The 26,429-nt window shown below is 42.1% G+C and carries 21 protein-coding genes; 9 read left to right on the plus strand and 12 right to left on the minus strand.

Annotated elements, in window-relative coordinates:
• Together DWW91_RS18850 and DWW91_RS18855 are read left to right on the plus strand one after the other, a co-directional pair.
• Positions 1–1,566, plus strand: coding sequence for a SusD/RagB family nutrient-binding outer membrane lipoprotein (locus DWW91_RS18850; protein ID WP_233584527.1), 1,566 nt, complete (start codon positions 1–3; stop codon positions 1,564–1,566).
• A gap of 68 nt (positions 1,567–1,634) precedes the next feature.
• The gene (locus tag DWW91_RS18855; RefSeq protein ID WP_044214343.1) at positions 1,635–2,276 is read left to right on the plus strand and encodes a hypothetical protein; all 642 of its coding nucleotides are present in this window, start codon (positions 1,635–1,637) and stop codon (positions 2,274–2,276) included.
• Positions 2,277–2,383: 107 nt separating this feature from the next.
• On the opposite strand, the gene DWW91_RS18860 is transcribed toward DWW91_RS18855, so the two are convergent.
• Positions 2,384–3,028 carry an HU family DNA-binding protein gene (locus DWW91_RS18860; RefSeq protein ID WP_122328602.1) on the minus strand — a complete coding sequence of 215 codons (645 nt, stop codon included), beginning with the start codon at positions 3,026–3,028 and terminating at the stop codon, positions 2,384–2,386.
• Between the two features lie 320 nt (positions 3,029–3,348).
• On the opposite strand from DWW91_RS18860, the gene DWW91_RS18865 reads away from it, so the two are divergent.
• The 5 genes from DWW91_RS18865 (at position 3,349) to DWW91_RS18885 (ending at position 10,977) form a co-directional block, all read left to right on the plus strand.
• Positions 3,349–4,500 carry a BT4734/BF3469 family protein gene (locus tag DWW91_RS18865; RefSeq protein WP_122328603.1) on the plus strand — a complete coding sequence of 384 codons (1,152 nt, stop codon included), beginning with the start codon at positions 3,349–3,351 and terminating at the stop codon, positions 4,498–4,500.
• Complete coding sequence (locus DWW91_RS28425; protein ID WP_122328604.1) at positions 4,501–4,677, plus strand: DUF3874 domain-containing protein; 177 nt, start codon at positions 4,501–4,503, stop codon at positions 4,675–4,677.
• A 500-nt stretch (positions 4,678–5,177) separates the two neighbouring features.
• Positions 5,178–8,540, plus strand: a complete 3,363-nt coding sequence (locus DWW91_RS18875; RefSeq protein WP_007658297.1) for a SusC/RagA family TonB-linked outer membrane protein — start codon at positions 5,178–5,180, stop codon at positions 8,538–8,540.
• Between the two features lie 15 nt (positions 8,541–8,555).
• On the plus strand, positions 8,556–10,328 hold the full coding sequence (locus tag DWW91_RS18880; RefSeq protein ID WP_007658298.1) for a SusD/RagB family nutrient-binding outer membrane lipoprotein: 1,773 nt from the start codon (positions 8,556–8,558) through the stop codon (positions 10,326–10,328).
• Between the two features lie 106 nt (positions 10,329–10,434).
• Entirely contained in the window at positions 10,435–10,977 is a 543-nt protein-coding gene (locus DWW91_RS18885; protein ID WP_122328605.1) for an FKBP-type peptidyl-prolyl cis-trans isomerase, read from the plus strand.
• Positions 10,978–11,043: 66 nt separating this feature from the next.
• On the opposite strand, the gene DWW91_RS18890 is transcribed toward DWW91_RS18885, so the two are convergent.
• The 4 genes from DWW91_RS18890 to DWW91_RS18900 form a co-directional block, all read right to left on the minus strand.
• On the minus strand, positions 11,044–12,042 hold the full coding sequence (locus DWW91_RS18890; RefSeq protein ID WP_122328606.1) for a M28 family metallopeptidase: 999 nt from the start codon (positions 12,040–12,042) through the stop codon (positions 11,044–11,046).
• Between the two features lie 196 nt (positions 12,043–12,238).
• Positions 12,239–12,397, minus strand: a complete 159-nt coding sequence (locus DWW91_RS27870) for a hypothetical protein (protein WP_007658304.1) — start codon at positions 12,395–12,397, stop codon at positions 12,239–12,241.
• A gap of 189 nt (positions 12,398–12,586) precedes the next feature.
• Positions 12,587–13,129 (minus strand): carbonic anhydrase, encoded by a 543-nt coding sequence (locus DWW91_RS18895; RefSeq protein WP_007658305.1) that lies wholly within the window; start codon positions 13,127–13,129, stop codon positions 12,587–12,589.
• Positions 13,130–13,182: 53 nt separating this feature from the next.
• The gene (locus DWW91_RS18900; protein WP_122328607.1) at positions 13,183–13,959 is read right to left on the minus strand and encodes a Cof-type HAD-IIB family hydrolase; all 777 of its coding nucleotides are present in this window, start codon (positions 13,957–13,959) and stop codon (positions 13,183–13,185) included.
• 109 nt (positions 13,960–14,068) lie between these two features.
• On the opposite strand from DWW91_RS18900, the gene DWW91_RS18905 reads away from it, so the two are divergent.
• Positions 14,069–15,103 carry an aldo/keto reductase gene (locus tag DWW91_RS18905; protein ID WP_010802669.1) on the plus strand — a complete coding sequence of 345 codons (1,035 nt, stop codon included), beginning with the start codon at positions 14,069–14,071 and terminating at the stop codon, positions 15,101–15,103.
• Here the strand turns inward: DWW91_RS18905 and DWW91_RS27710 are convergent.
• The 5 genes from DWW91_RS27710 to DWW91_RS18930 all read right to left on the minus strand — a co-directional run bounded on the left by DWW91_RS27710 (position 15,100) and on the right by DWW91_RS18930 (position 22,353).
• Positions 15,100–15,267, minus strand: a complete 168-nt coding sequence (locus tag DWW91_RS27710) for a hypothetical protein (protein WP_158599469.1) — start codon at positions 15,265–15,267, stop codon at positions 15,100–15,102. The two genes, DWW91_RS18905 and DWW91_RS27710, sit on opposite strands and share 4 nt — an antisense overlap.
• A 356-nt stretch (positions 15,268–15,623) precedes the next feature.
• Entirely contained in the window at positions 15,624–16,268 is a 645-nt protein-coding gene (locus DWW91_RS18915; RefSeq protein WP_122328609.1) for a hypothetical protein, read from the minus strand.
• 109 nt (positions 16,269–16,377) lie between these two features.
• Complete coding sequence (gene nifJ / locus DWW91_RS18920; protein WP_122328610.1) at positions 16,378–19,935, minus strand: pyruvate:ferredoxin (flavodoxin) oxidoreductase; 3,558 nt, start codon at positions 19,933–19,935, stop codon at positions 16,378–16,380.
• A 32-nt stretch (positions 19,936–19,967) separates the two neighbouring features.
• Complete coding sequence (locus DWW91_RS18925) at positions 19,968–21,146, minus strand: ATP-binding protein (protein ID WP_007658310.1); 1,179 nt, start codon at positions 21,144–21,146, stop codon at positions 19,968–19,970.
• Between the two features lie 187 nt (positions 21,147–21,333).
• On the minus strand, positions 21,334–22,353 hold the full coding sequence (locus DWW91_RS18930; protein WP_122328611.1) for a branched-chain amino acid aminotransferase: 1,020 nt from the start codon (positions 22,351–22,353) through the stop codon (positions 21,334–21,336).
• 83 nt (positions 22,354–22,436) lie between these two features.
• Here DWW91_RS18930 and metF point away from each other — a divergent pair, with 83 nt between their 5' ends.
• Positions 22,437–23,387, plus strand: a complete 951-nt coding sequence (metF, locus tag DWW91_RS18935) for a methylenetetrahydrofolate reductase [NAD(P)H] (RefSeq protein WP_122328612.1) — start codon at positions 22,437–22,439, stop codon at positions 23,385–23,387.
• 222 nt (positions 23,388–23,609) lie between these two features.
• Here the strand turns inward: metF and DWW91_RS18940 are convergent, their stop codons facing one another.
• Complete coding sequence (locus DWW91_RS18940; RefSeq protein ID WP_224265510.1) at positions 23,610–24,518, minus strand: metallophosphoesterase; 909 nt, start codon at positions 24,516–24,518, stop codon at positions 23,610–23,612.
• Positions 24,519–24,618: 100 nt separating this feature from the next.
• A partial coding sequence (locus tag DWW91_RS18945; RefSeq protein ID WP_233584528.1) for a RagB/SusD family nutrient uptake outer membrane protein occupies positions 24,619–26,429 on the minus strand: 1,811 nt, incomplete at its 5' end.

The following is a 26,429-nucleotide window of genomic DNA, read 5'->3' on the forward strand; positions in this document are numbered from 1 at the left end:
ATGAGTGAAGAAGAATCTGCCAAACATGCAGCAACAGCTGCATGCGTGGATATGCTAACTACATATCTCGCTATTGCCAGCAGTGATATCAATGGCGATATTCAATTTACGGAAGCCGGAAATGCATTGCATGGCGGCACATTGACACCGGCCTACGATAGAATTGCTGATCTATATAATTTATGGTTAGAACAACTGGATGCTGCCATCACCACATTCACAACAGCAACAGAACAGATATTCCCGACAAAACAGGATCCTATTTACCATGGAGATCTTACCAAATGGGCTAAAGCTGCAAACTCCCTGAAATTGAAAATAGCAGTCCGTCTGCTCTCACAGGATAAAGCAAAAGCCTTGAAAATCGCGTCGGAAGTGGCTAATGCATCTTGCGGCTACATCGATTCCATAGACGATGCCATACTGTTTAATAAATCTGTCATAAATTCAAGTAGCGATGATTACATCTATCACTGGAGTAACGGATTTATGGAATCGACTGCAGCTAATCAGCGCGTTATAAATTTCATGCTTGAAAATAAAGACCCGCGTGTTCGCTTCTGCTACGATAAGAACGACTGGAACTCAAAGATCGTACAAGAGTTTTACGATCAGGGTAAAAGTATACCTTCATATATTGAAGAAAATATCGAGTTTACAACAAATGCCGACGGCAAAAAGACATTTGTGAAATGGAAGGGAATGGGTGAACCTTGGGTTCGATATTACGGATTACCTGTTGAATATAATGCAAATAATAACAGTGCAGTTTATGGAGAATGGTTTGACTACGGAAATCGTTATAAGATTACCGATGATAAAGGTCAAAGTGCCAAAACTTACCGTCCTTACTCTATGTATCAACGGCAGATGGTTATCGGACGCACTTATAACTTTACCATGCCGACAATTCCCGGCGGTCCGGTTATCACGAAAAACGAAAGTCGTCCTTGGTACGGTATGTATTTAGGGGGCGGAGAAGTCAATCTCTATCTGGCGGAATTCAAACTGTTAGGTGCCGATTTGCCCAATACAGCCGAGTCTTATTACACACAAGGATTAAAACTATCTGTTATGGAATATGATAAAGCAGCCGGACTCAACCAAATTGCTTATTACGGTACTACATATGATTATGATCCGAACGAGGTTTCTATCGAACTGAAGGATGGAGAAATCGATGCAATGCTTGCATCCAAGGATTATAAACTCACAGGTTCTGTCGATGAACAATTGGAAAAAGTCTACTTACAGCAGTTATTGCACTTCACGATGTATCCTTACGACCAGTTTGTAACAGCTCGTCGTTCAGGTATACCTAAATTCAATTCCGAATTTATCAGCCGCGAAAACTATAGTTCAATACCTGTTACCAATATACCACGCCGTTTCCATACCGGTGTTCCTAACGAAACCAGCCAGTTATATCAGATAGAATTGGATGCCTACGCAGCACAAGGCTATACAGTCACAGCAGCAGGGGATAATAACAAGACCATCTTAAACTCTGAGCGTACATGGCAGGATAAGAATGCTCCGCAATGGGGTGAAGGGCTAAAGAAGTAATTTATATAATTAATAACCGCTAAAGAGTAGTTGCCATGAGCAACTACTCTTTTTTATAATCTACTGCAATGAGAACATACTCGTTAATTATCTTTATTTGTTGTTTAGTCACTATAATAAGTGCCAACGCACAGAAAAAACGTCAGATGTTATTTGAAAACTATAACAGGGGTATCGTATTGATGAAAAATAAATCAAAAACCCCTGCCGAACTCAATTATGATTGCGGTAATCAAGTCATGATGTTTAAAAGCGGAGCAGAAGAAATGATTCTGACTAATTTATCGCAGGTTGATACTGTTTATATCGGTGACTCCAAATTTATCCCTGCCGGAAAGAGAGAAAGTTTTTATGAAATAATACCAGTCCCCAACGGACTTATCGGCATAAATTGGCTATTAAAAAATAAATCACAAGGCTATAAAGGTGCTTATGGTGTACAACAGGCTAAAGTAGAAACAATAAATACCGCAGAATGGCAATACGGTGTTTATGAAGACCAATATACGGAGGTATTTAAATTAGCAAACCAGAATGAATACTGTATTTTTCGCGATGGTCAGCCTTTCAAATTCAAAAACAAGAAAACCCTCCTGAAACTTTTCCCCAATAAAGAAACACAAATAGAAGATTTCATAAAGAAACAAAAGACAGATATGAATACCCCTAAAGATGTAATAACTTTAGTTAATTTCTGCCTGGGATTATAAATTATATCTGACTCGCGGTATCACATTCATTTATGACATTATTATCTCTTGATTTGCATATCACTAAATGGTGACGCTATTATTAACAAATGGCGTCACCAATCATTTTACCTCCCCATATTCGAATCCACCACCAGGCTATCCGGCAATTCCGCCGGTTCCGGACGCTTCACATAAATGCACATTCTTCGTGTCCCGTCTTCCACCAGGATACCGTCGGCCACAAATTGTTTGAGCTCTTTGCGTGCCAGATATTGGGTACAACCGTTCAAACCCTGATAAGCCAAGGTTGTAATATATGCATGTCGCTCCAGATACCGCAGTAGCCGACTTTCCTTTTCTTCCTGTGAAAAATCAGTTACCTTTGGCTCCTTATAACGTTCCACCGGCATTGTTTTCAGTTCATGCTTCAGTCCGGCACAACAACGAAAATTCACATTCTTGAAATGAACGGATTCACTACGCAACTCCTTCTTGTCTTCTACCGGGCGCGATTTCAACGATACACTGAAATAGCCGATTCCGTCGAGATAAACATTATATCCATCGCGTAGTTTCTCTTTCAGCATGTCGGAGAGCAGACGGACCGCCCCTTTCAGGTCACCACTAGTATAAGTGGATCGCGAAGACGCTTCCTCTATTAAACGATCGGTACTCACTGTATCCCAAGGGACTATACGGGGATGCAATACGACTTTTTTACCTGAACCCTTTTTAGGCGGATTCTGCTCCATCTTGTAAATTGCTGTCATACCAGTGTGTTTTTATCATCCGGCCTATAGACTTTTATGGCTAAAGACTGGACTTAGTAAGTATTTGACCCAGGTCAACCATATATTCGCCCCAGGTCGAACTTCAATTTGCCCTAGGTCAACTATAAGGTTCACCCAGGTCGAAGGGTTAAGAATATACGACCAAAGATATAAAATATAAGTGGATAAACAATAGTTATCTCCTTTATTTTCAATAGATGAAATAGTTGTATCCTTCCTGATAATGATTGGTCTTTACATGCTGTAAACCGGCATTCAGATACTTACCTTTGGAAAAAATCAATAAAAAAAGAAGACAAATGAAAGCAACTTTATTCAGTGCAAATCAGAAAGCACAAAAGACAATTGAGATGGAAAAACTGGTCGGACTGATCCGTGACGGTTACAAAGAAAAGCAAGTGGCAGCCCTGCGTGAAGAATTGCGCTACACCATTCCCGGAGTTTCGGTAAAAGAGGCGAACCGGTTGCCGGTCGTCTACTTCTGTTCTACCGTAAAAAAGCAGGATGGGACGTTTGTCAGAAACCAATATAACGGATTGGTCCTGCTCAAAATAAACAATCTCGCTAACTGCAACGAGGCAAAAAATGTCCGCTGGCAAGCAGCCGGATCATTACAGACGATGGCAGCTTTTATCGGATCAAGCGGAAAAAGCGTGAAAATTGTAATTCCTTTCACACTGCCGGATTATACTGTCCCACAGAACGATACGCTTATTCGTTTTTTCCATGCCCGGGCCTATGACAGAGCGGCAGCCTATTACCGGGAAGAGTTGCAACAACAGATCACTGTTGAAGAAAACGAATTGGATGCGGTCTGCCGGCTTTCATTCGATCCGGATATTTACTACAATCCGGACGCCCTGCCTATCCGGATCGAACAACCTTGGGAGACGCCGGAAAAGCTACCGGTTTCTGCACCGTCACCAGCCGTGACAGACCCGCTACAACGCCTCGTTCCCGGTTATGAACGAAGCCGGATCGTTTCGTTACTTTTCGAAAATTCATTACGGCAAGCCATAGATGCGACCGGTTATCGAAAAGAGGATGAAGATATCAAGCCTTTCCTTACTTGTCTTGTCGAGAATTGCTTCCGCAGTGGTATCCCGGAAGAAGAGGTGGTCAAGTGGTTGCCGGTACATACCCATTTCCGGATTTTTGAAGCGGAGATACGGACAACCGTACACAATGTCTACTGCCTGTCCTCCGGTTTCGGCCGGAAACCGTGTATCCGTCCGGAGCAGGTACTCGCCTTTCAAGCCAACGAATTTATGAAACGCCGGTATGAATTCAGATATAATAATATGAAGGGAGATGCGGAATTCCGTGAACGCAAATCGTACTATTTCAATTTCTTTCCTGTTAACGAACAGGTCCTCAACAGTATCAGCCTGAATGCGCAGGAAGAAGGTATCCCGCTATGGGACAGGGACGTAAAACGTTATATCTATTAGATTCCGGTTGAAGAGCAACTCTTCTTCCAATATTTCCGCTTGCCTGAAACCGGAGAACAGGGCGAACTGCTCCCTGCCGCCGAAATATTGAGACGGATCGAACAACGAAGCAAGATAAAATCTGGTATCCGCAACATGGCTCTGTTCGGCCGACTGTTGCTAAAGAATAAAGAATAATGTAACCAAAAAACATACGAAAACAGGCAATTACTACCATGTAATTGAAATCTGATAAAACAAGCGGGGTGATGCCGTCCTCCTGCCATGGCGTCACCCCCATATTCCTATGGTACAACTTGTTAAAATATCTCTACCGAAATATGACGCCGGATTTACTAAAATTTATATAAATAAGGAGAAATCTCCCACAAATCAGAACTCTGTCCTCCTATTAATCAATATTAACCCATCAGAAAAGCTTCCAAAGCTTTTAAATAATATAGTTTTTACCCTGACACAAGTAGTTAAATATTGTAGTTTAAAATTATAACTTATTGATTATCAATACAATTTGATTCCAAAAACACTATAGTCCTTTTAGTACTAAGTTATCAACGCCAACTAAAAAAACACTTGGTGCTAAAGAATCATTGAAAATTATATCCAATGAGAATTAGAACAGACCATTGTTTCGCCAAAGCAATGGCTATTGTATGTTCAAATAAAAACCATCAATTATGTTGAAAAACTTTAAGCCTGTAGGCTTATTGCTGTTGGCCGGTACACTGGGTATTCCCGGATATGTATTTGCGGATACGGTTGCAGCAATGCCAAAAACAAGTATTTCCCAACAGACTGGGAAAGTAACGGGAGTAGTTGAAGATGAATTCGGTCCTGTAGCCGGAGCATCTGTAGTTGTAAAAGGAACCACAAATGGATCGATTACCGATATGGACGGTAACTTTACATTGGAAGGTGTGAAGAGCGGTGACATTATTCAGATTTCTTTTATAGGGTACTCAACCCAGGAAATCAAGTACACTGGTCAACCGGCTTTACAAGTAAAACTGGCGGAAGACGCTCAGAAACTGGATGAAGTCGTTGTAACAGCTTTGGGTATCAAACGCGAAAAGAAAGCGTTGGGTTATTCGGTAAGTAGTGTAAAAGGAGAAGAACTGACTGAAGCCGGTACACCGATGAATGCTATGCAAGCTCTGTATGGTAAAACTTCAGGCTTACAATTACAATCTACAGCTTCCGGTCCTTCCGGCGGTATGAACATTAAGGTTCGTAATGCCATTTCGTTGACAGAAGATTCTTCTACGCGTCCATTGATTGTAGTAGATGGTATTCCTATTCATGATGAAAATACCGGACAGTCTACCAACAGCCGTACCGGTGGTGACCATGGTACTGGTTTGAACGACATTAATCCGGAGGACATTGCTTCCATTGAAATCCTGAAAGGAGCGAAAGCGGCCGTATTATATGGATCGGAAGGTGCTAACGGGGTCATGTTGATTACGACTAAAACCGGTGGTAAAAAAGGATTAGGTATTGATTTCGGTATCAACCATTCCTGGAATATGGCTGCGTACTTACCTGAATTGCAGAATGAATTCGGTACAGGTTCGAGTGCCGGTACTGCCGCTTTAAAAGAAATCTCTAAAGATGGTTTCTATACAATGACTGACCCGCATACCGGACAAACTGTCGAGTCTTTATGGAGAGGTTCCAGTTATAACTTCGGTCCACGTTTGGATGGCCGTCAGTTGTTATGGTGGGACGGTCAATATCATTCTTATTCTGCTCAAAAGAATAATCAAAGAGATTTATATCGCACAGGTGGTCAAACCAATGTAAATTTTGCATTGAGTAATGGCGGAGAGTTGGGGTCTTTCCGTTTGTCATACAACTATCGTGATTACAATGCTATCTCTTATGGTGCAGATAACAAAGCTCACTCATTTAGTTTTGCTGCGGATCTGAAAGCAAATGACTGGATTAAGGTGAAAATGAATACCAACTTCTCGAACACGAAAGATCACAATGCTCCGTATGCCATGCAAAGTTTTGCAACTTACGGTTTCCCTCGTGAACAGGATGTCAACTTGATCAAAGATATGTATCTGACAGATGAAGGTTACAATTATTTCAGCATGAACAACTCTGTTACGCAGATGGCTCCTTATACCAGTTATTTCTCTGGTTATTATTGGTCACAGTTGCGTAACTCGAATGACTTTGACCGTAACCACTTGATTCAATCATTGAACGTTGATGTAACATTCAATGATAAGTTCTCCTGGACTACGCTGGGTGGTATTGACTGGACAGTATCCGATCAGGAAATTAAGCAACATGTCAGCAAACCGCTGTCTTACGAAAATAAGCAAGGTTGGTATCAGATCGCGAACAAACGTAACATGATTATGTACGGTCAGTCTTCTTTCAACTACAATCAGACATTCAATGACGTTTGGGATTTGTCAGCCATGGTCGGTGGTGCTGTTAAGTATAATAAAGAGGAATATCAGGAACAATACGTAGCGGAAACATTCGCTATTGAAAACTGGTTTTCTTTGAGTAATACGCGTGAAGACTTCGGACCTCGTTCCAGCCGTTCTCGTGGAAATGACTTATTGTTGAGTGTGTTCGCTTCTGCTCAGTTAGCTTATGCCAACCAGGTGTATTTGGAAATCCAGGCTCGTAATGACTGGTCTTCCATCCTTCCTCCGGAAAATAACCATTACTTCTACCCAGGTGCCAGCTTGTCATGGATCTTCACGGAAGCATTCGATATTCCAAGTTTGAACTTTGGTAAAGTACGTGCTTCTTGGGCCGACGTAGGTCGTCCGGGTCCTCGTTATTATGGTAACGTAGACTTCTCGTTAGGCGCTTATGGTGGACAACCTACCATGTCGTTACCTGATTATTTGCCACCGGCAGACTTTGCTTCAGCCACTGGAGGATTCCCGGTTCCGAACTTGAAGCCTGAACGTAAACGTGAATATGAAATCGGCTTAGAAGGAGCATTCTTACCGGGTAACCGTATCGGTGTAGATTTCTCTTTCTTCCATAATAATACATACGACCAGATCACGAAGTTAACAGTGCCTTCTTCTTCCGGTTTAACCGAAGTTCGTATGAATGCAGGTGATATCGCCCAAAGTGGTATTGAATTTTCTGTGAATACAAAGCCGATCATGACGAAAGATTGGACATGGGAAGTCGGATTCAATCTGGCGAACTATTCAACCAAAGTAAAGAAATTGGGTAAAGGTATTAATCAGTTGGATATGTGGGGCGCTACCGGTGCTTCTGTTCGGAGTATTCCTAATGGTGAATATGGTGAAATCTATATTTATCCATATCAGCGTGACGAACAGGGTAACCGTATCGTAAACCAGGGAACCGGTGTTTGGGACTTTGATAAAACGAAAATGATAAAAGTTGGTAAGATTACGCCGGATGTTGTCGGTGGTTTGACTACAAGTCTGTCATATAAAGACTTTTCTTTGAGTGCAGTCTTCGACTTCCAGTTCGGTGCTACCATGATTTCTCAGACAAATATGTTTTTGTTAGGTAATGGTTCCGGCGTTGAATCATTGAAATATCGTGATGAAGCCCGGGGTGGTCTACCTTATTATGTGAATACGGCTGGCGAACGTATCAAGTTGGATAGCCATTCAGCTGCTGTACCTGCTGATTCTTTCTATCCATTTATTTTGCATGATGGTGTAATTACTCCTGGTGTTACAAGTGATGGAAAACAGAATGAAAAAGTGATCTCTGCTGAACAATACTACAGTCAGTTATATTGGCAGGGAGGCATGGATTTGTCTGAAGACCAGATCTATAAAAGTGATTACATAGCTTTGCGTTCTTTGTCGTTCAACTACAATTTACCAAAAAGTTTCGTCTCAAAGTTCAAGATTCAAAGCGCACGTATCAATGCCTTTGCAAACAACTTGTGCTATATTTATAAAGCAATTCCGAATGTAACACCGGAATCTACACAAGGTACTAACTCATTTACAGAGGTTAGTAGCATCCCGGGTATCCGCAGTTTTGGTTTGGGTCTTAATGTTTCATTCTAATCAGTATAACAAAGTATGAATACAATCAGAAAATATATAACCAGTTTAGCTTTAGGCGTTGCCGTAACCGGAGCAATGGTGTCATGTGACACACTGGATGAGAAATTTTATAATCCGGATAAATTGACGGAAGCTGACTTCAGTCTGCTGTTTGCTTCTGCTCAGACAAAAGGACATTTGTTCCGGTATGATTACGGTGCGACTTACCATTACATGAGAGGTTTCGGTAAGATGTTAGGATTAGGTGTCAGTCCATTGTATCTGGATAGAACTCAAAACAATACGATTGTCCGTCCATGGGATGGCTGGTCAGGTACTCCGTTTAATGAGTTTATATTCACACAGACTTGTACCAATTACAGCAAAGAACTCAGTGGCATGAAATTGCTGTATGCCGACATGACAGAAGAAGAGCAAGAACAAAACAAAGTCTATATGCTTTGTAGTGATATTATCCGTTCTTATGCATTCCAACGTGCAACAGACTTATACGATGATATGCCTTATTCAGAAGCCGGAGGTGCTTTCCAAGAACTGTTTTATCCTAAATATGATACACAAGAAGAGATTTACATGAATATCATGGAAACTCTGAAAAATGCAGCTGCTGAATTAAGTGAATATCAATTTCAAACAGATGCACAAGAGTCAAAATTCTCTTCTGTAGATATTTTGTGTAACGGTGATTTGGATAAATGGATTCGTATGGCTAATTCTTTACGTTTGCGTATGGCAATGCGTCTTTGCCATGTGAAACCGGATGCAGCTCTTTCGACTATTAAAGAGTTGATTGCCGAAAACCGCATGTTGACAGAATATTCACATGATCTTGGTTTTGAAGAACAGGATAAAACACATGCCTTCGAACTGACATTCTTCCGTGGTTTGGATGAACGTGGATATGAATCAGGTGCACCGGCAACGATCATTGAAGATATCATGAATTATGAATATCAGCCAGGTGATGAAAATGGTATCACTCGTCACGATTTTGACCCACGTTTGTATGCCATGTTCCAACCGGATATCCACGGACGCTATATTGGTTTGCCATTAACAATAGAAGAAGCTGAAGCGGAACTTCCTAACTATTATACAGAAAAGGAATTGACTGATATGTATAATTTTAATGATGTGGTTACTAATCCGTGGAATCCGGAACGTATTCCTACAATGTATAACCGTCGTACTTACTTCAATTTCGATATGAAATTTCCGGTAATGGGTTCAACAGAAACAAACTTGTTATTGGCTGAAGCCGCTGTACGTTGGCCGGGCGAGTTAGGTAATATCGATGTTAAAAGCTGTATTAAGAAGGCCATTGATGCTTCTACTCGTTTCTATTATAATGTGAATAAAACAATGAGTTATAATGAATCTTCTCTGCCGAGTATTCTGTATGTTCAGGCAAAGGCTAAAGCTCCGGAATTGGACGAAGATCATCTGGCTGATTATGAAGAACTAGCTGCTAACAAGTTTGCTAGTTTGACCTCAACAAAAGATAAACTGAAATTCATTTTCGACCAGAAGTTCTGCCACATGAATATCATGAATCCGTATGAAATTTACAACGAAGCTCGTCGTTTGGTAAAAGACTTCGACGGAGAACTGCCGTTTGTCTCCACTCCTAATGTGGTATTCCAGGAACGTATGTTCTATCCGTCCAGCGAGTTGACTAACAACGGTGATAACTTTGCAAAAGTTGCTCATAAGAATACATACGACACACCAGTTTGGTGGACAGGACGTACAACTCCTGCAGAAAACCATAATGGTAATGCATTGTAATAAACATTAGCTTAATGCTACATAAACACAAAGGCTGTCGAGAAACTTTTTCGACAGCCTTTATTCACTATAAAATGTACTGCATAATTTAACAAAATGAGTAAAAATGAAATCGATTAATGTGATCCTGTATTGGGTAATAGTGATGGTGATCGGCCTATCGGCTTGTGGTGATGACGATGAAAAGACGATACCGGCTCATACAGAAGAGGAGAAAATATGGATTGCCGATAATCAGAAATATTTTCAGGAAAAAAAGGAAGATGTAGAGGATGACGGACAATTGCTGTATCAGCGATTGGTCGTGGATGAAGATACGCTTTTGTATCGTGTACTGGAAACAAGTCAAATAGATTCTTTCCCTAAGATAGATGCTAATGTAAAAGTTTCTATGTTAGGAGTAATTCCGGTTTCCCAAACGGTTATCGTAGGTAATAAAGATGGTAATCCGATAGATCAGACTTTAAAATTGGACAGTCCAAATCTGATTAAGGGACTGGCTGCTCTTTTGCCGAAAATCCGTAAAGGAGAAAGGGTGGATGCTATAATTCCTTATCAGTTGGGATATGGGGATCGTAATTACTCCAATCCGTATATTCCATTATGCTCAACGTTGCAGTTTACTTTTACTGTAAAAAGTTTTGATTAAGCTTTTAAAAAGGAGAGGTTGTTTCACTTCAAAAATTGAAAGACCCTCTCCTTTTTATATTCAACACTAATATTTCTTCTCATTCGCCAAGTTCCACATATTCAGGAAAGAGGCTTTTGTAATATCTACGATCTTATCCCAGTTGATCTTTTCGACATGGTCGCCCGGCATATGGTAGTCCGGATGACCGTTGGTGTGATACCAGATAATGGGAATACCACGTTTGGCAAAAGAGCCGTTGTCACTCCCTCCTACCGGCTTGTCCCAGGGGTGATAAACAGGTTTCAGGTTCAGGTCATATTTCTTGATATCATTCTTCAGCCAGTCACCGAAAGCCTTGTTTGCTTCCGTATAGAAATAATCGACCTGCTCGGGAACCGCTTCGTTCGAATTGCGGCCGATCATATCATAATTCAAATATCCCTTTATATCTTTCAGGAACGGACAGTTCTGCACAAAATATTCAGAACCCAGCAATCCTTTTTCTTCACCGTCCCAGAAAGCAAAAATAACCGTACGTTGCGGTTGCTCACCGGAAGCCAGAAATGCTTTTGCAACCTGAAGGACAGCCGATACGCCCGAAGCATTATCATCTGCCCCGTTATAGATCTGATCACCGTCCAGCATCGGATCGAAACCCAGGTGATCGTAGTGTGCTCCGATGATAACATATTCATTCGGATTCTTCCCTTCTATCTTTCCCAGGATATTGCGCATGGATAACTTCTGATGTACGCCTTGCTTCAGTTGGGCGATCGAATCAGGATGCACCTGGAAACGTCCCCTCTTCTGGCGTTCCTTATTATAAGCCTCGAAAGGTTGGTAATAAGACTCATTCAAGGGAGCGATGCCCATTGTCTTCAGGTTGGAGACGATATACTCGGCAGCAATCCGTCCTCCCTGGAAACCGGCTTCACGCCCTTCCAGTTCGTCACTGGCCAAGAAACCGATATAGGCTTCCGCGTTTTCCTTATTGATAGTGTTCAGTCCTTTTTCTACAGGCGACTGTGCCCAAAGGGTGGTAGATAGCATGACGGATGCTACAAATAAACCTGTTCTTTTCATTGTATGATTGTGTTTTATAGATTTGTTCCGCGCACAAAGATAGAAGATAAATTGAAGAATTGTAAGGGATAGAAAATAAAAAAAGGCTAATCTTCGCTGTTCTGTCAGCGTCGAATGCCCATCTCTCGATCTCTCACCAGTCTTATAAAAGACCCTAGTGAAGAGAATACATCAAAATAATATACTTTCTTTTGCTTTAATTTTTTGCGTTAGCGCCCATTTCTTCCAACAGGCGACGGATTTCAGCATTTACTCGCTGACTCATTGTACCATTTCTCATTGACTGATAACGATCAGCCTGATAACGCAACATCGCTAAAGTACGAAGATTTTCTTCATTTCTACTTGTCATCATAATCTTTACTTTTTTATGTCTTCCACGCTTGGAAGACTCGTTAATAATTAACCTAAACCTTAATCTTTTCTTTTTGTTTACAGTGCAAAGATAAGCACTTTTTCCAAAACTATGCTATAAAACATATAAATTATTTCTATCTTTACATTTATTTAATCTATAGAAATAGATTTTCAGAAGATAACCTCCCTACTCCACTTCGGTCAATTCACCTGTAACTGAATTAATTACAAAGCCTCTAACCGTAATATCGGTAGGAATCAACGGGTGGTTGCGAACTTGTTCGACTGTATCTTTTACTGAGCATTCTGTCGAGTCAAACCCACGAAGCCAGTATTTAAAATCGATTCCGCAGTAACGGATCATATCGATTCGCTCAGCGGGAATACCCCGTTTCTTCATTGCTTCGATCATCTCGTCGCTGTCCATATGCTGGGCACCGCAATCAGAATGACCAATGATCATGATCTCGACCACTCCCAGTTCATAAATAGCGACCATCAGACTGCGTATCACACTGCCGAACGGATGTGAAATGATTGCACCGGCATTCTTTATGATTTTCACGTCGCCATTCTTTATGCCCAATGCGGCAGGAAGCAATTCTATCAGACGAGTATCCATACAGGATACGATGGCAATCTTTTTATCGGGATACTTATTCGTTATAAACTTTTCATATCCTTTCTTATCTACAAATCCCCGGTTGTATTCAAGTAATTCGTCTATCATGAGTCTGTCTTTCTTTTAATAATAATACTAGCTATATAAATAACAACACTGGTTTAAATAATGTTGTGGAATTTCAAGGCTTTGAATATCCCGTCCTCATCGACGGAATCGGTTACATAATCCGCATATTGTTTTACGTCGTCGTCAGCATTCCCCATAGCAACCCCGATCCCGGCATGCTGAAGCATGGCTACATCATTACCGCCATCACCGAAAGCCATACATTCATTTAATGGTATCTTAAAGTATTCCAGCATTTTATCAATACCGATCCGCTTGCTGCTCCCGGCAGGTACCACATCGGTAAACAACGGATTCCAGCGGGTGGACTCGCAATGGGATAAGATAGACATGATCTTTTTCTCCTGTTCGGCAGTAAAAAATGAGACTAACTGGTAGACCGTCTTTCCCTTCATTTCACTCAGAGGACGGATAGGCGGCTCCGGAAAATTCAGCATATTAAAAATTTCTTCCACTGTTTCATCCTTATAATTCATAAAGATTTCTTTTTCCTGGACAAAAGCACAGGGGAAAGACTCTTCAGTTTCCAAATAGCGGATCAATGCATCGATATCCCTGTCGGGAATGCTGTGTTTATAGATCACTTTGTCTTCTCCGGCAAAACAATATCCACCGTTCAGTGTAACATATCCGTCAAATTTTAAATCTCCCAGATTGTTGATGGAACTGTAATGACGACCTGTTGCTATAAAAACTTTAATACCTTTCTTCCGTAAGATATCCAATGCGTCAATGGTAGAGCGGGGTACTTCATGTGTCTTAAAACTGACCAACGTCCCGTCTATATCGAAGAAAATTGCCTTAACCATACTTTTTCTAATAACCTAAATTTGATACAAAGATAAGAATAAATAAACACATGCGGATTTTTATATACCTTTGTAAGTAAGATCTTAATAACAATTTAATAGGTAAGCTATGGAATACAGACAATTAGGAGGATCGGGACTTTATGTACCCGTGCTTTGTTTAGGGACTGCTACTTTTGGAGGTACAAACGGTTTCGAAGGATGGGGACATACCCAAGTGGACGAAGCCAGACGCATGATAAACCTTTGTCTCGATGCGGGTGTAAACCTGTTCGACACCGCTGACGCATATTCAGACGGACTTTCTGAAACGATATTGGGGAAAGCTGTTGAAGGACTGAGAAATAAACTGTTGATATCGACCAAAGCCACATTCAACCTGAATCCGGAAGGACGCAACGCTATGGGTTCTTCCCGCTTCCACCTCATCGAGGCCTGCGAAGCCAGTCTGAAACGGCTGAATACCGATCATATTGATATTTATCATATGCATGGATTTGACGCCAATACGCCGGTAGAAGAAACGCTTCGTGCTCTGGATGATCTGATCACTGCCGGAAAAATACGGTATATCGCTTGCTCTAATTTCTCCGGATGGCATCTGATGAAGGCTTTGTCTGTCTCCGAACGCTATGGCTGGAGTCGTTATGTGGCACAGCAGGTTCATTATTCTTTGCTCAACAGGGAGTTTGAATGGGAATTAATGCCGCTCGGAATCGATCAGAAGGTAGGTTCCATCATCTGGAGTCCTCTTTCAGCAGGACGTCTGGGCGGAAGATACCGGCGCAACAATCCGATACCGGCCGACGGACGTGTGGCTCGCGGCGGAAGTCCTATCCCCGATGAAGCTACTTCCTACGAACGTTTATATAATATAATGGATGTATTGGATGAGATAGCAGAAGAGACAGGACATTCGGTAGCACAATGTGCGCTGAACTGGTTACTGCAACGCCCAACTGTTTCCAGCCTGATAATCGGGGCCAGCACAGAAGAACAATTAAAACAGAATCTGGAGGCTGTCGGCTGGAACCTGACACCGGAACAGGTAAAAAGACTGGATAATGCCAGCCAGGTCACCCCTATTTATCCATATTGGCACCAGGCACAATTCCCGTTTTTGAATGCACAGATTCAATTTTAGAAATAATTGAACCTACTTTTCCCTTGATGGAAAAGAAGGCAAAAGATCAAGGCTGCACCTGCCTCGCTACTGCGCATCCTCCGTTCGCTGTCGTCTGTGAACTCGCTGCGCTCAAACAGCACAGCCTCCGGACGCTCTCTGCGGATGCTTCGCTTAACGCTCATCAACTGAGGCCTTTCATAGAACGCTTTGCGTTCTCCTGGGATGGCCGATACCGACTGTTGAAAAAGAAAGGATCTGTTATTATTATATAGGTGTCGGTATCGGCCATCCTAAGAGGAAGCATAGCTTCCTAGGAAAGGCCTAAGCGGGTGAACGTCCGCGGAGATGAAAGACGGAACGGTTAAGAAAATCCGTTGTTTGAGCGGAGCGAGTTTCGGATTTTCGAGTGGAGTCTTTCACCGGAGCAGTGAAGCCGGTTGAGCCTTGATCTTTTGGTTACTTTTCTATCAAGAGAAAAGTAACATTCAAATCTGATAAAAACTGAACCAATTCCCTCTATATTATTATTGTAATATTCTTACATTGTCTTATTATCCTCCTCGTCATATTCATCATCAAATTCGTCATCATCGAATTCATCATCATCGAACACATCACGATCTTCCAATATCTCAAGACCGAAATCGCCGCCTGTAGATTCTTCCAGTATAGGGATATACTTACTTGCCTCAAGAGATGTTTCGGCAACCAGGTGAGGGCGGCCACCTCTCCCATATTTATATTCAATCAAAGGAATCTCTTCCGTATCCTCTTCCAGTATATATTGCGTCAAGGCAAAACTCTTATCCGGTTTGATCCCGAACTCTTCGGCAAACGCTATAGCCCCATAAATAAAATTATGAGCTTCATTATAACTGATTTTAATACCGCAATCAGTTGCCGTTCTTTCAACAAAATCGTCATACTCATCCGGTGGCACATTAAACCTATATACAGAATGTTTCACTCCCAGACACAACGTATCTACGACGTAAACTCCGAATGTATAATTTCCACCGGCATGACGACGAACTACGATCACTTCCGCTACAGCCCCTCTTTCATCTTTCCAGTCATCGGAAACATAACACACCTCTATCGGTAAATTTCTAGCTTTCAAACGAATATACTTTTCAGGAGAGAGTAACTGAAACTGATTCTGCTTGCTTTTATTTTTCGCCATTTGCTTGTTTGTTTAGTTTCGCTAAAGGTACGATTTATTTGGCTTATACAAAAAAACGGAACCCTCTTTCGAAGATTCCGTTTTACTATTTAGATGATCAAATAATCAATTATTCTTCAACACCCCACTGCTGTTTAGCCAAACGCTTGTAGTTGTTAAGTCTCCACTTAGCGTTGTCTTCGGCAGCCTGGAACAATTGAGCGGCTTCGGCCGGGAATTGTTTTGTCAGAGATGCGAAACGTACTTCACCCTTCAGGAAGTCCTGGAACTTGCTCCAATCCGGTTCTTTGCTATCCAAAGAGAACGGATTCTTGCCTTCTTCTTCCAAAGCCGGATTGTAACGCCACAAATGCCAGTAACCACATGCTACTGCATCAGCTTCTTCCTGCTGGCTCTTACCCATACCCTTCTTCAAACCGTGGTTGATACAAGGAGCATAAGCAATGATCAATGAAGGACCATCATAAGCTTCAGCTTCGCGGATCGCTTTCAACGTCTGAGCCTGATCGGCACCCATTGCGATCTGAGCAACATAAACATAACCGTAAGTTGTAGCCATCAGACCCAGGTCTTTCTTGCGGATTCTCTTACCGGAAGCAGCAAACTTAGCGATTGCACCTACCGGAGTAGCTTTAGAAGACTGACCTCCCGTATTTGAATAAACTTCAGTATCCAATACCAGGATGTTAACGTTCTTACCTGAAGCAATTACATGGTCAAGACCACCGTAACCGATATCGTAAGAAGCACCGTCACCACCGATAATCCACTGTGAACGTTTTACCAGGAAGTGAGAAAGCTCCTTGATCTGTGCGCTAAGCGGACAGCCGTGAGTGATACCTTCTTCAGCAATAGCCAATACCTGAGGAGCCAGTTCTTTTGTCTTATCGGCATCATTCTGATTTTCAACCCAAGCCTTCAGAACTTCCTTAGCTTCAGCAGGAGCATTGTCGGCAGCGATAATTTCGTTCATCGCATTTGTCAGGCGTGCACGCATCTTTTCGTTAGCCAGTTCCATACCCAGACCGAATTCGCAGAAGTCTTCGAACAATGAGTTAGCCCAAGCCGGACCTTGACCCTTATCGTTTGTTGTATAAGGAGTAGAAGGTACTGAACCTGAATAGATAGAAGAACAACCTGTTGCGTTAGCTACCATTTCACGGTCACCGAACAGTTGAGTTACCAACTTCACGTACGGAGTTTCACCACAACCGGAGCAAGCACCGGAGAACTCAAACAACGGAGTTGCAAACTGAGAGTTCTTCACGTTAGCCTTGATGTCAACCAAATGTTGTTTTGTTGTAACCTTTTCAGCACAGAAATCCCAGTTCGGAGCTTCATCCAATTGAGTTTCCAAAGCAGCCATCTTAAGCGCTTTACCACCCTTTTTCGGATTACCCGGACAAACATCGGCACAGTTACCACAACCCAGACAGTCAAGAACGTCTACCTGAATACGGAACTGCATTCCTTCGAATTGTTTACCTGTTGCTTTCAAAGAGTTATTGAACGGAGCAGCAGCCTGTTCAGCAGCATCCAACACGAACGGACGGATAGAAGCGTGAGGACAAACATATGCACACTTGTTACACTGGATACAGTTATCCGGTTCCCAAACAGGAACGAAAGCGGCTACACCACGTTTTTCATATTTAGCTGTTCCCTGATGCCATGTACCGTCTTCGATACCTTCGAATGCAGAAACCTTCAGCAAGTCACCATCCTGAGCATTGATAGGACGAACTACTTCGTTGATGAAAGCAGGATCGTTGTTTGCTACAACTTCATCGTCCGGCAGGTTAGCCCAGTCCGGATCAACTGTCAGTTGAGTATATTCGCCACCACGATCGACAGCAGCATAGTTCTTGTTAACTACATCTTCACCCTTCTTTCCGTAAGACTTCACGATGAATTTCTTCATCTGTTCGATAGCCAGATCAACAGGAATTACACCTGTGATACGGAAGAATGCAGACTGAAGGATTGTATTGGTACGGTTGCCCAAACCAATTTCCAAAGCAATCTGTGTTGCATTGATATAGTAAACAGTAATATTTTTCTGAGCGAAATAACGTTTTACCTTGTTCGGCAGGTGTTTAGCCAACTCTTCGCCATTCCATACAGTGTTCAGCAGGAATGTACCGTTTTCACGCAAACCGCGAGTAACATCGTACATACGCAGATAAGCCTGAACGTGACAAGCAACGAAGTTCGGAGTATTTACCAAATAAGTAGAACGAATCGGATGATCACCGAAACGCAGGTGAGAACAAGTGAAACCACCGGACTTCTTAGAGTCGTAAGAGAAGTATGCCTGGCAATATTTGTCTGTATTGTCACCAATAATCTTTACAGAGTTCTTGTTAGCACCCACCGTACCGTCAGCACCTAATCCGTAGAACTTAGCTTCGAACATACCTTCGCCGCCCAAAGCGATTTCTTCTTTCTGAGGAAGAGAAGTGAATGTAACATCGTCTACGATACCCAGTGTGAACTGATTCTTCGGCATCGGCAATGCCAGATTTTCGTAAACGGCAAGAATCTGTGCCGGAGTAGTATCTTTAGAACCCAGACCATAACGGCCACCCACGATAACCGGAGCGTCAGCCTGTCCGTAGAAACAGTCTTTTACATCCAGATACAAAGGTTCGCCAGTTGCACCCGGTTCTTTTGTTCTGTCAAGAACTGCGATACGTTTTGCAGTCTTAGGAACAGCAGCCAGGAAATGCTTAGCAGAGAACGGACGATACAAATGAACAGAAACCAAACCTACTTTTTCACCCTGAGCAGTCAGGTGGTCGATAGCTTCACGGGCAGCTTCGGTTACAGAACCCATTGCGATAATCACGCGTTCTGCATCTTCTGCTCCGTAGTAATCGAACAAACCATATTTACGGCCTGTGAGTTTGGAGATTTCATTCATATATTCTTCTACGATAGCAGGAACTGCTTCATAGTATTTGTTTGAAGATTCTCTGTGCTGGAAGAAGTGATCCGGGTTTTCAGCCATACCGCGAGCTTCCGGTTTTTCCGGATTCAAAGCACGTGCACGGAATTCAGCCAACGCCTTCTGGTCGATCAGCGGAGCCAGGTCATCATTTTCCAGAGCTTCGATCTTCTGGATTTCGTGAGATGTACGGAAACCGTCGAAGAAGTTCACGAAAGGAACGCGAGACTTGATAGTTGCCAGGTGAGCTACACCCGCCAAGTCCATAACTTCCTGAACAGAACCTTCTGCCAACATTGCGAAACCAGTCTGACGAGCAGACATAACATCCTGATGATCGCCGAAGATACACAAGGCATGAGATGCCAGTGTACGGGCAGATACATGGAATACGCAAGGAAGCAACTCACCGGCAATCTTGTACATGTTAGGGATCATCAGCAACAATCCCTGAGAAGCCGTGTAAGTTGAAGTCAGGGCACCAGCCTGCAAAGAACCGTGAACTGCACCCGCAGCACCACCTTCTGATTGCATTTCCTGTACCAAAACCGTTTCGCCGAAAATATTCTTACGTCCGGCGGCAGCCCATTCGTCTACATATTCTGCCATTGTAGACGACGGAGTGATGGGGTAGATAGCGGCTACTTCGCTGAACATATAGGAAATATGAGCAGCAGCCTGGTTACCATCACAGGTCAAAAATTTCTTCTGTTTTGTCATAGACTTTTACTATTAGTATTTAAAAGAATTTCTTAGTATAAAAAGCCAAACAGCCAAAGCGGGATCATATTCTCTTCTCCTACTTCGACCTTGTCTACAGCATAGTATAAATCAGGATTGTTTTTTACTTTCATATTTTCCTCTATCCTGAAATTATACTTTCCGTTTACCAAAAAGTGTGCGTTCTTCATTCCCTCATTTAGCGTATTGTCTTTCAAAAGCTGGTTATAGAAAAAAGATTCGCGCACAGCCTGCACATTTACCTCCATCGGACGGATGGGGTACATCAGATTCGAATTGTACATATACACGGTAGATGGTTTTTTCGGAAACGATTCGCCTACCGGATATAACATATTCATTAAACGGGCATCGGTCAGATATTTTATATAATTCATCACTGTAGCCCGTGACGTTTCTATTTCTTTGCTCAACTGACTGACATTCGGCGTACACGGTGCGCTGATAGCCAGCAGATACAACAGTTTGCGGAGTTTGGGCAGATAGCTTTGCTCGATTTGCTTGATGTACAAGACATCTACCTCCAGCATCATATTCATTGTCTTCAGCAGGTTCTCTGAGAAATTGCGTTTCTCCAGGAAGAACGGATAAAAACCATGATGCAAATAATCCTGAAAATAAGCCATCGGTTTGGCTACCGAACAAATATTCTTCGCAATCTCCTGATGGTTCCCGATTATTTCTTCAAACGTATAAGCCGGAAAACTGTTTCCCGACATCAGATTCAAAAACTCGCGGAAAGAAAAACCACGCAGATTATATGAAACAACTTTACCTGATAGATCCGGATTTTCCTCTTTCAGCCTCATCACTGACGAACCGGAAAAGATAATCTTCAGATCTTCAAAATTATCATAACAATAACGTAACTCTTTCGACCATCCGGAATATTTGAAAACCTGGTCGATCAACAACACCTTCCCTCCTTTTGCCCTGAACTCAGAAGCAAAGTCGACCAGCGTACGTTCCGTAAAATAAAAGTGATTCAGATTTATATACAGGCACTCTTTATTATCAGCACCAAAATGTTCGCGGGCATAATCCAGCAAAAAAGTAGTTTTCCCTACTCCACGAGAGCCTTTGATCCCGATCAACCGGTCATTCCAATCAATCTCATCCATCAGCCCCCGGCGTACCGGTGCATGCAAATGTTCTACAAGGTATTTATGTGTTTTAAAGAATGCTTCCACCTGACTGTCTTACTATATAGACCGCAAAGATAAAAAATATCCTCAACTTTGCAACACCGAGATAGCAATTTTATTTTCAGTTGGCAATCCAAAGTTGGCAAAGCGTATTGACGTTTGAGAATTTAGAGTTGACAGTTAATGCTTCCGGTTTATCTAAAAACATTAACTGTCAACATCTTTTATCTGATTATTCAATTATCGTTACCCAACCGTATGTATCAGGTTCGTCACCGTATTGGATGCCACGCAGTTTGTGATATAGTTTTTCACAAACAGGTCCGGGTTTGCCGTCTTTGGCAATCACGTATGATTTATTTTCATCCAAATCATCAATCTGTGAAATCGGGGCGATTACGGCTGCTGTTCCGCATTCTGCCGCCTCATCGAATGTAGCTATTTCTTCAAAAGGAACAGGACGACGTTCAACAGTCAGTCCCATATCTTCCGCCAATTGCTGCAAACTCTTGTTTGTAATAGAAGGCAGGATGGAATGAGATTGCGGAGTGATATAGCTGTTTCCACGAATACCGAAGAAGTTAGCCGGACCACATTCGTCCAGGTATTTCTTTTCTTTCGGGTCCAGATACAACACGGCTGCATACCCTTTTGAATGAGCGATCTCACCGGCAACCAAACTGGCTGCATAGTTACCACCAACTTTGATCGTACCTGTTCCATAAGGTGCTGCACGGTCGAACTCACGCATGATACAAACCTTTGAAGGTTGGAATCCACCTTTGAAGTAAGGTCCTACCGGAGTTACAAACACCATAAACATATATTCGGGAGCCGGCTTCACACCAACCTGTGCACCCAGGCCGATCATCAGCGGGCGAATATATAATGCTGCCCCGCTCTCATAAGGCGGAACAAAGCGTTCATTCAATTTCACAACTTTACGGACTGCTTCTTCAAACATTTCCACAGGAAGTTCAGCCATCTTGATACCACGGCTGGAAGCTTGCATACGTTTGCCGTTTTCATCCATACGGAACACACGGATTTTACCGTCTTTTCCCTTGAATGCTTTCAAACCTTCAAACGACTCCTGTCCGTAATGGAGGCAAGTAGCTGCCATGTGAATATTAATAATTTCAGAAGAGCTAACTTCCAATTCACCCCACTTACCATCACGATAGTAACACCGTACATTGTAGTCTGTCTTCATATAACCGAATGCCAGATCAGACCAATTCATATTTTCCATATCTTGTCGTAATTAGATTATGAGCGCAAAAGTAAGCTATTTCGGATGATAATTGTTACTTTTGCAGCAAAAATAATTAAAATATGAAAGTTATTGATCTGATCAACGGCAGTAAAACGACTGCTTTTTCATTTGAAATTCTACCTCCTCTGAAAGGGAACAGCATACAGAAGGTATATAATGTGATTGATAAACTGAAAGAATTCGACCCTAAATACATTAATATAACTTCTCACCACAGCGAATATATCTATAAGACCTTGCCCGACGGCAGCTTCCAAAAAGTGAACATCCGCAAGCGTCCGGGTTCGGTTGCCATTGCTTCTGCCATCCAGAACAAATATGGTATTCCGGCAGTTCCACATATTATATGTAAGGGATTTACAAAAGATGAAACGGAATATGCGTTGATCGATCTTAATTTCCTGGGAGTTTACGACCTGCTGCTGTTGCGTGGTGATGTAAAAACACTGGAAGCCGGACAAAATACGGATTTATATCACGAACATGCGACTGACCTTCAGGAACAGGTAAACAATTTCAATAAAGGCATTGCCGTAGACGGTTCCACATTCGAAGCAAACGAAACACCGTTCTCATACGGTATGGCTTGCTATCCGGAAAAACATGAGGAAGCACCGAATATGGAATCGGATATTTTTTATCTGAAAGAGAAAGTAAAAAACGGTGCCGACTATCTGGTTACCCAGATGTTTTTCGATAATGAAAAATATTATTCATTTGTGGAACGTTGCCGTGCCGAAGGTATCGATGTCCCGATCATTCCAGGCATCAAGCCGGTTGTCTTTAAAAACCAGCTGACCGTATTACCTAAAATATTCCGTTCAGACATTCCCGAACCGTTTGCAACCGAATTGCGGAAATGTAAAAATGATGATGAAGTAAAAGCCGTAGGTGTCGAATGGTGCATCCAGCAATGCAAAGACCTGATCGCCCACGGTGTCCCCAGCCTACATTTTTATACAATGATGGCTACGGATAGTGTTTATAAAGTAGCGAAAGAAGTATATTAAAACCGTTGGTGGAACTAATCGATTGCCTGGAGACAACGGGTTGGATAAAAAGCGTAATACTGACGAAATCCGGAGAACATTACTATGTCTTATAAATTAGAGGTAGGTGTAAATGAATTTAGACGTACCTCTAATTCGATTTACACCTACCTCTAAATTTATTTAGACCTACCTCTGTCTGAAAAAACATTAGATTGCTTTACGCAGATCAACTGAATAACTTTACACCGTGAAGCGATTCAAATCCTTATCTTCACAATTATAGAAACCATCAATATGAATATTATTCTGCGTATCGATCTCCACAACAGCAAAACTGTTGTTATCGGGAAGGTTTCCTTCTATCATCCCTTTCATTGTCCAGTAGTGGATATTATTACGGAAACTGTAATGTCCCGCATGATGATGTCCCTGGAATACAGCTAGCACATTCCCGTTTTCTTCTAACAGAGGAACTATTTCGTCCGCATTACTTACACAAAGCGATTTACTGATATCGGAGAAGCGGTCTAACAACTGATGGATAAAAATGATGACCGGTTTGTTATTTCCTTTCAATTCTTTTTTCAACCAGTCTATCTGGTCTTTAGGAATATATGCCTTTGTCCAGTCAAAATTACCTTTATCATACGGTGTTCCGTCCAGATTGTAGTTCGCATCCAGGACTATGAATTTTATATTATCAAAGGCAAATGAATAATAAGCCTTCTTGTCGGCATCCCCCTGATTGGAGGTATGTTGCAGGAAATCGTCTTTGGAGATGCTATCCATATCATGATTTCCCAGGACATGGTAAACCGGTCCCCGGAACGATTGAAAGACGTTTTCTATTTCATCCAGATAAGTAATTGTCTGTTCCCGCAGGGGGACATTATCCTGATCCTTCAGATCGCCCATTTCGATCACAAAATCCAGATTGGAAGAGTTGAAGACCTCCATGGCCTCTTTCAACTTATCCATTGTCTGAGGGAAATAACGGGTCCCATAAGGTTCCCGCCGCGAATAATGCAGATCGGTAACAACCCCAAACCGGACAGGCCGTTGTCCGCCACAAGATACAAATGAAGGAGAAGCTGCCAGGACCAACACCCCTCCGCATGCCTTTTTTAAAAATAAGCGTCTGTTCATCATATTAAAAATTTCATAGGTTATAGAGTCATGCCGGTAACCTGCCGGATGTAGCAGGCTATCAGCATTGGCTTACAATATTAATAATAAAAAGTCAATATATCTACCATCCCGGATTTTGGATTAATTGCGGGTTCAAGGTTATTTCATTAATAGGAATACATTCCAGATAATCTCTTTCCGGATCAAAACCATATCCATTGGGAATCTGGCCGATATAAGGATCTAATAATCCATTTTCATCTACCTTATAATTAATCTTCACACCTTCCCACTCCGACAGATCCAAAGGATACCCTTTAGGACGTTTTCCTTTGAGCAGACTATGTGCCGCCCACCTCATGATGTCGTCATACCGAAAACCTTCACAACCTAATTCCACCGTACGCTCCCTTCTTATTTCATACAATTCATCTGAAATAGCATAACCGTAATCGGCATATAAAGAACGGTTTATATCAGACTGTACTTTAAAGTCCGGCATCCCTACCCTTCTCCTCAACAAATTAACAGACTTATCATAATCAACAACTTCCCCCAGTTCACATTTAGCTTCCGCATAGTTCAACAAAGCCTCGGCATAACGGAAAACAATGGCTCCCGTCACACAATTGGTATTCCATGATACACCGCTCCCCGCCTGAGGATCTTTCGGGTCATTCCCTTTCTTTATCTGAAAACCCGTATTATTCAAATACTCCCCGGACTGATTCAGGAAAGGCTTGGTAAATATACCTTTGCCATAACCGTTATCCCACATCACCATATCAGGAATCCAAATAGTCTGGGATAAACGCGGATCACAATCTTCGGCAATCTTTGTCAGAAAATCACCGCCTTTCACCGTTTTCCCAACAGATATATAATCATACGGTTCACCGTTCTTTTTCAGATAATGGTGGATTTGCTCCATTGTCAGAGAATTTCCGGCCGTTCGGTCAGAAACATATATCTGAAAAGAATGTCCCATCCCCAGTCCTTTATCATAACGTTTCCAGAGAAGAGCCTCCTTATTAGAGGTTTGATCCGTCAAGGAAAACATCTTGCAATAATCTTCCGACGGAGAATTTGTTGAATATAATCCAGTCGAATATTGGGAATCCATCAATTCTTCCGCAGCCTCAACCGCCAAGCGGAAATATTTATCCGGATCGGCTCCGGAAGTACCAAACGCAGTTCCTTTATGATACTTCTGCCAACTGCCTTCATACAAAGCGACTCTCGATTTAAAGAGCAATGCGACTTCCTTACTCAACCGATTCGAGCCACCATCTACTGATTTCAAAGGATTCAGGTACTCTATTGCCTTATCCAGGTTCCACAGGATCGAATCTACAACAAGCACACGGGAATCCCTGGCCTTATACAACTCTTCAGAGCTTGTATCCAGCGCCTTGGAAAACCAAGGGACATCCCCATAGGCACGTACCTTTTCAAAATAAAACCAGGCTTTAAAGAAATGGGCTTCCCCGACATAATGTTTATAACTATCGAAAGGATCTTTACATTTCCAATAGTTATCAAAAAACACATTCACACTTCGTATCTTCGTCCAGTTCCACTCTTTATCAGACGTTGAAGTGACCGGAGAACGCGAACCATTCCACACCGTACTGGGAACACCTGTTATCTGTGTATCAGAACCTCTCGTCCCATCCCAGCCAATCAGTCCGGTATAACTTCCAACAACTTCGAATGCCGGAAGCGATGGATAAAACTGTAACGTATAATTAGCCAGATCGCTGGTCGCTTTCCAATAATCGTCATTTCCAATCTGAGTTAACGGCTTCTTTTCCAGATAATCGTCACAGGAACTTATCAGTATTGCACACAATAAACAAAGAGGCAATAATATTATATTTCTTTTCATATGTAAATAAATTGCGCTCCCTATCTCAAGAGAGCCGTTTAAAC

The organism is Parabacteroides sp. AF17-3 (genome assembly GCF_003635445.1).
Lineage (GTDB): Bacteria > Bacteroidota > Bacteroidia > Bacteroidales > Tannerellaceae > Parabacteroides > Parabacteroides goldsteinii.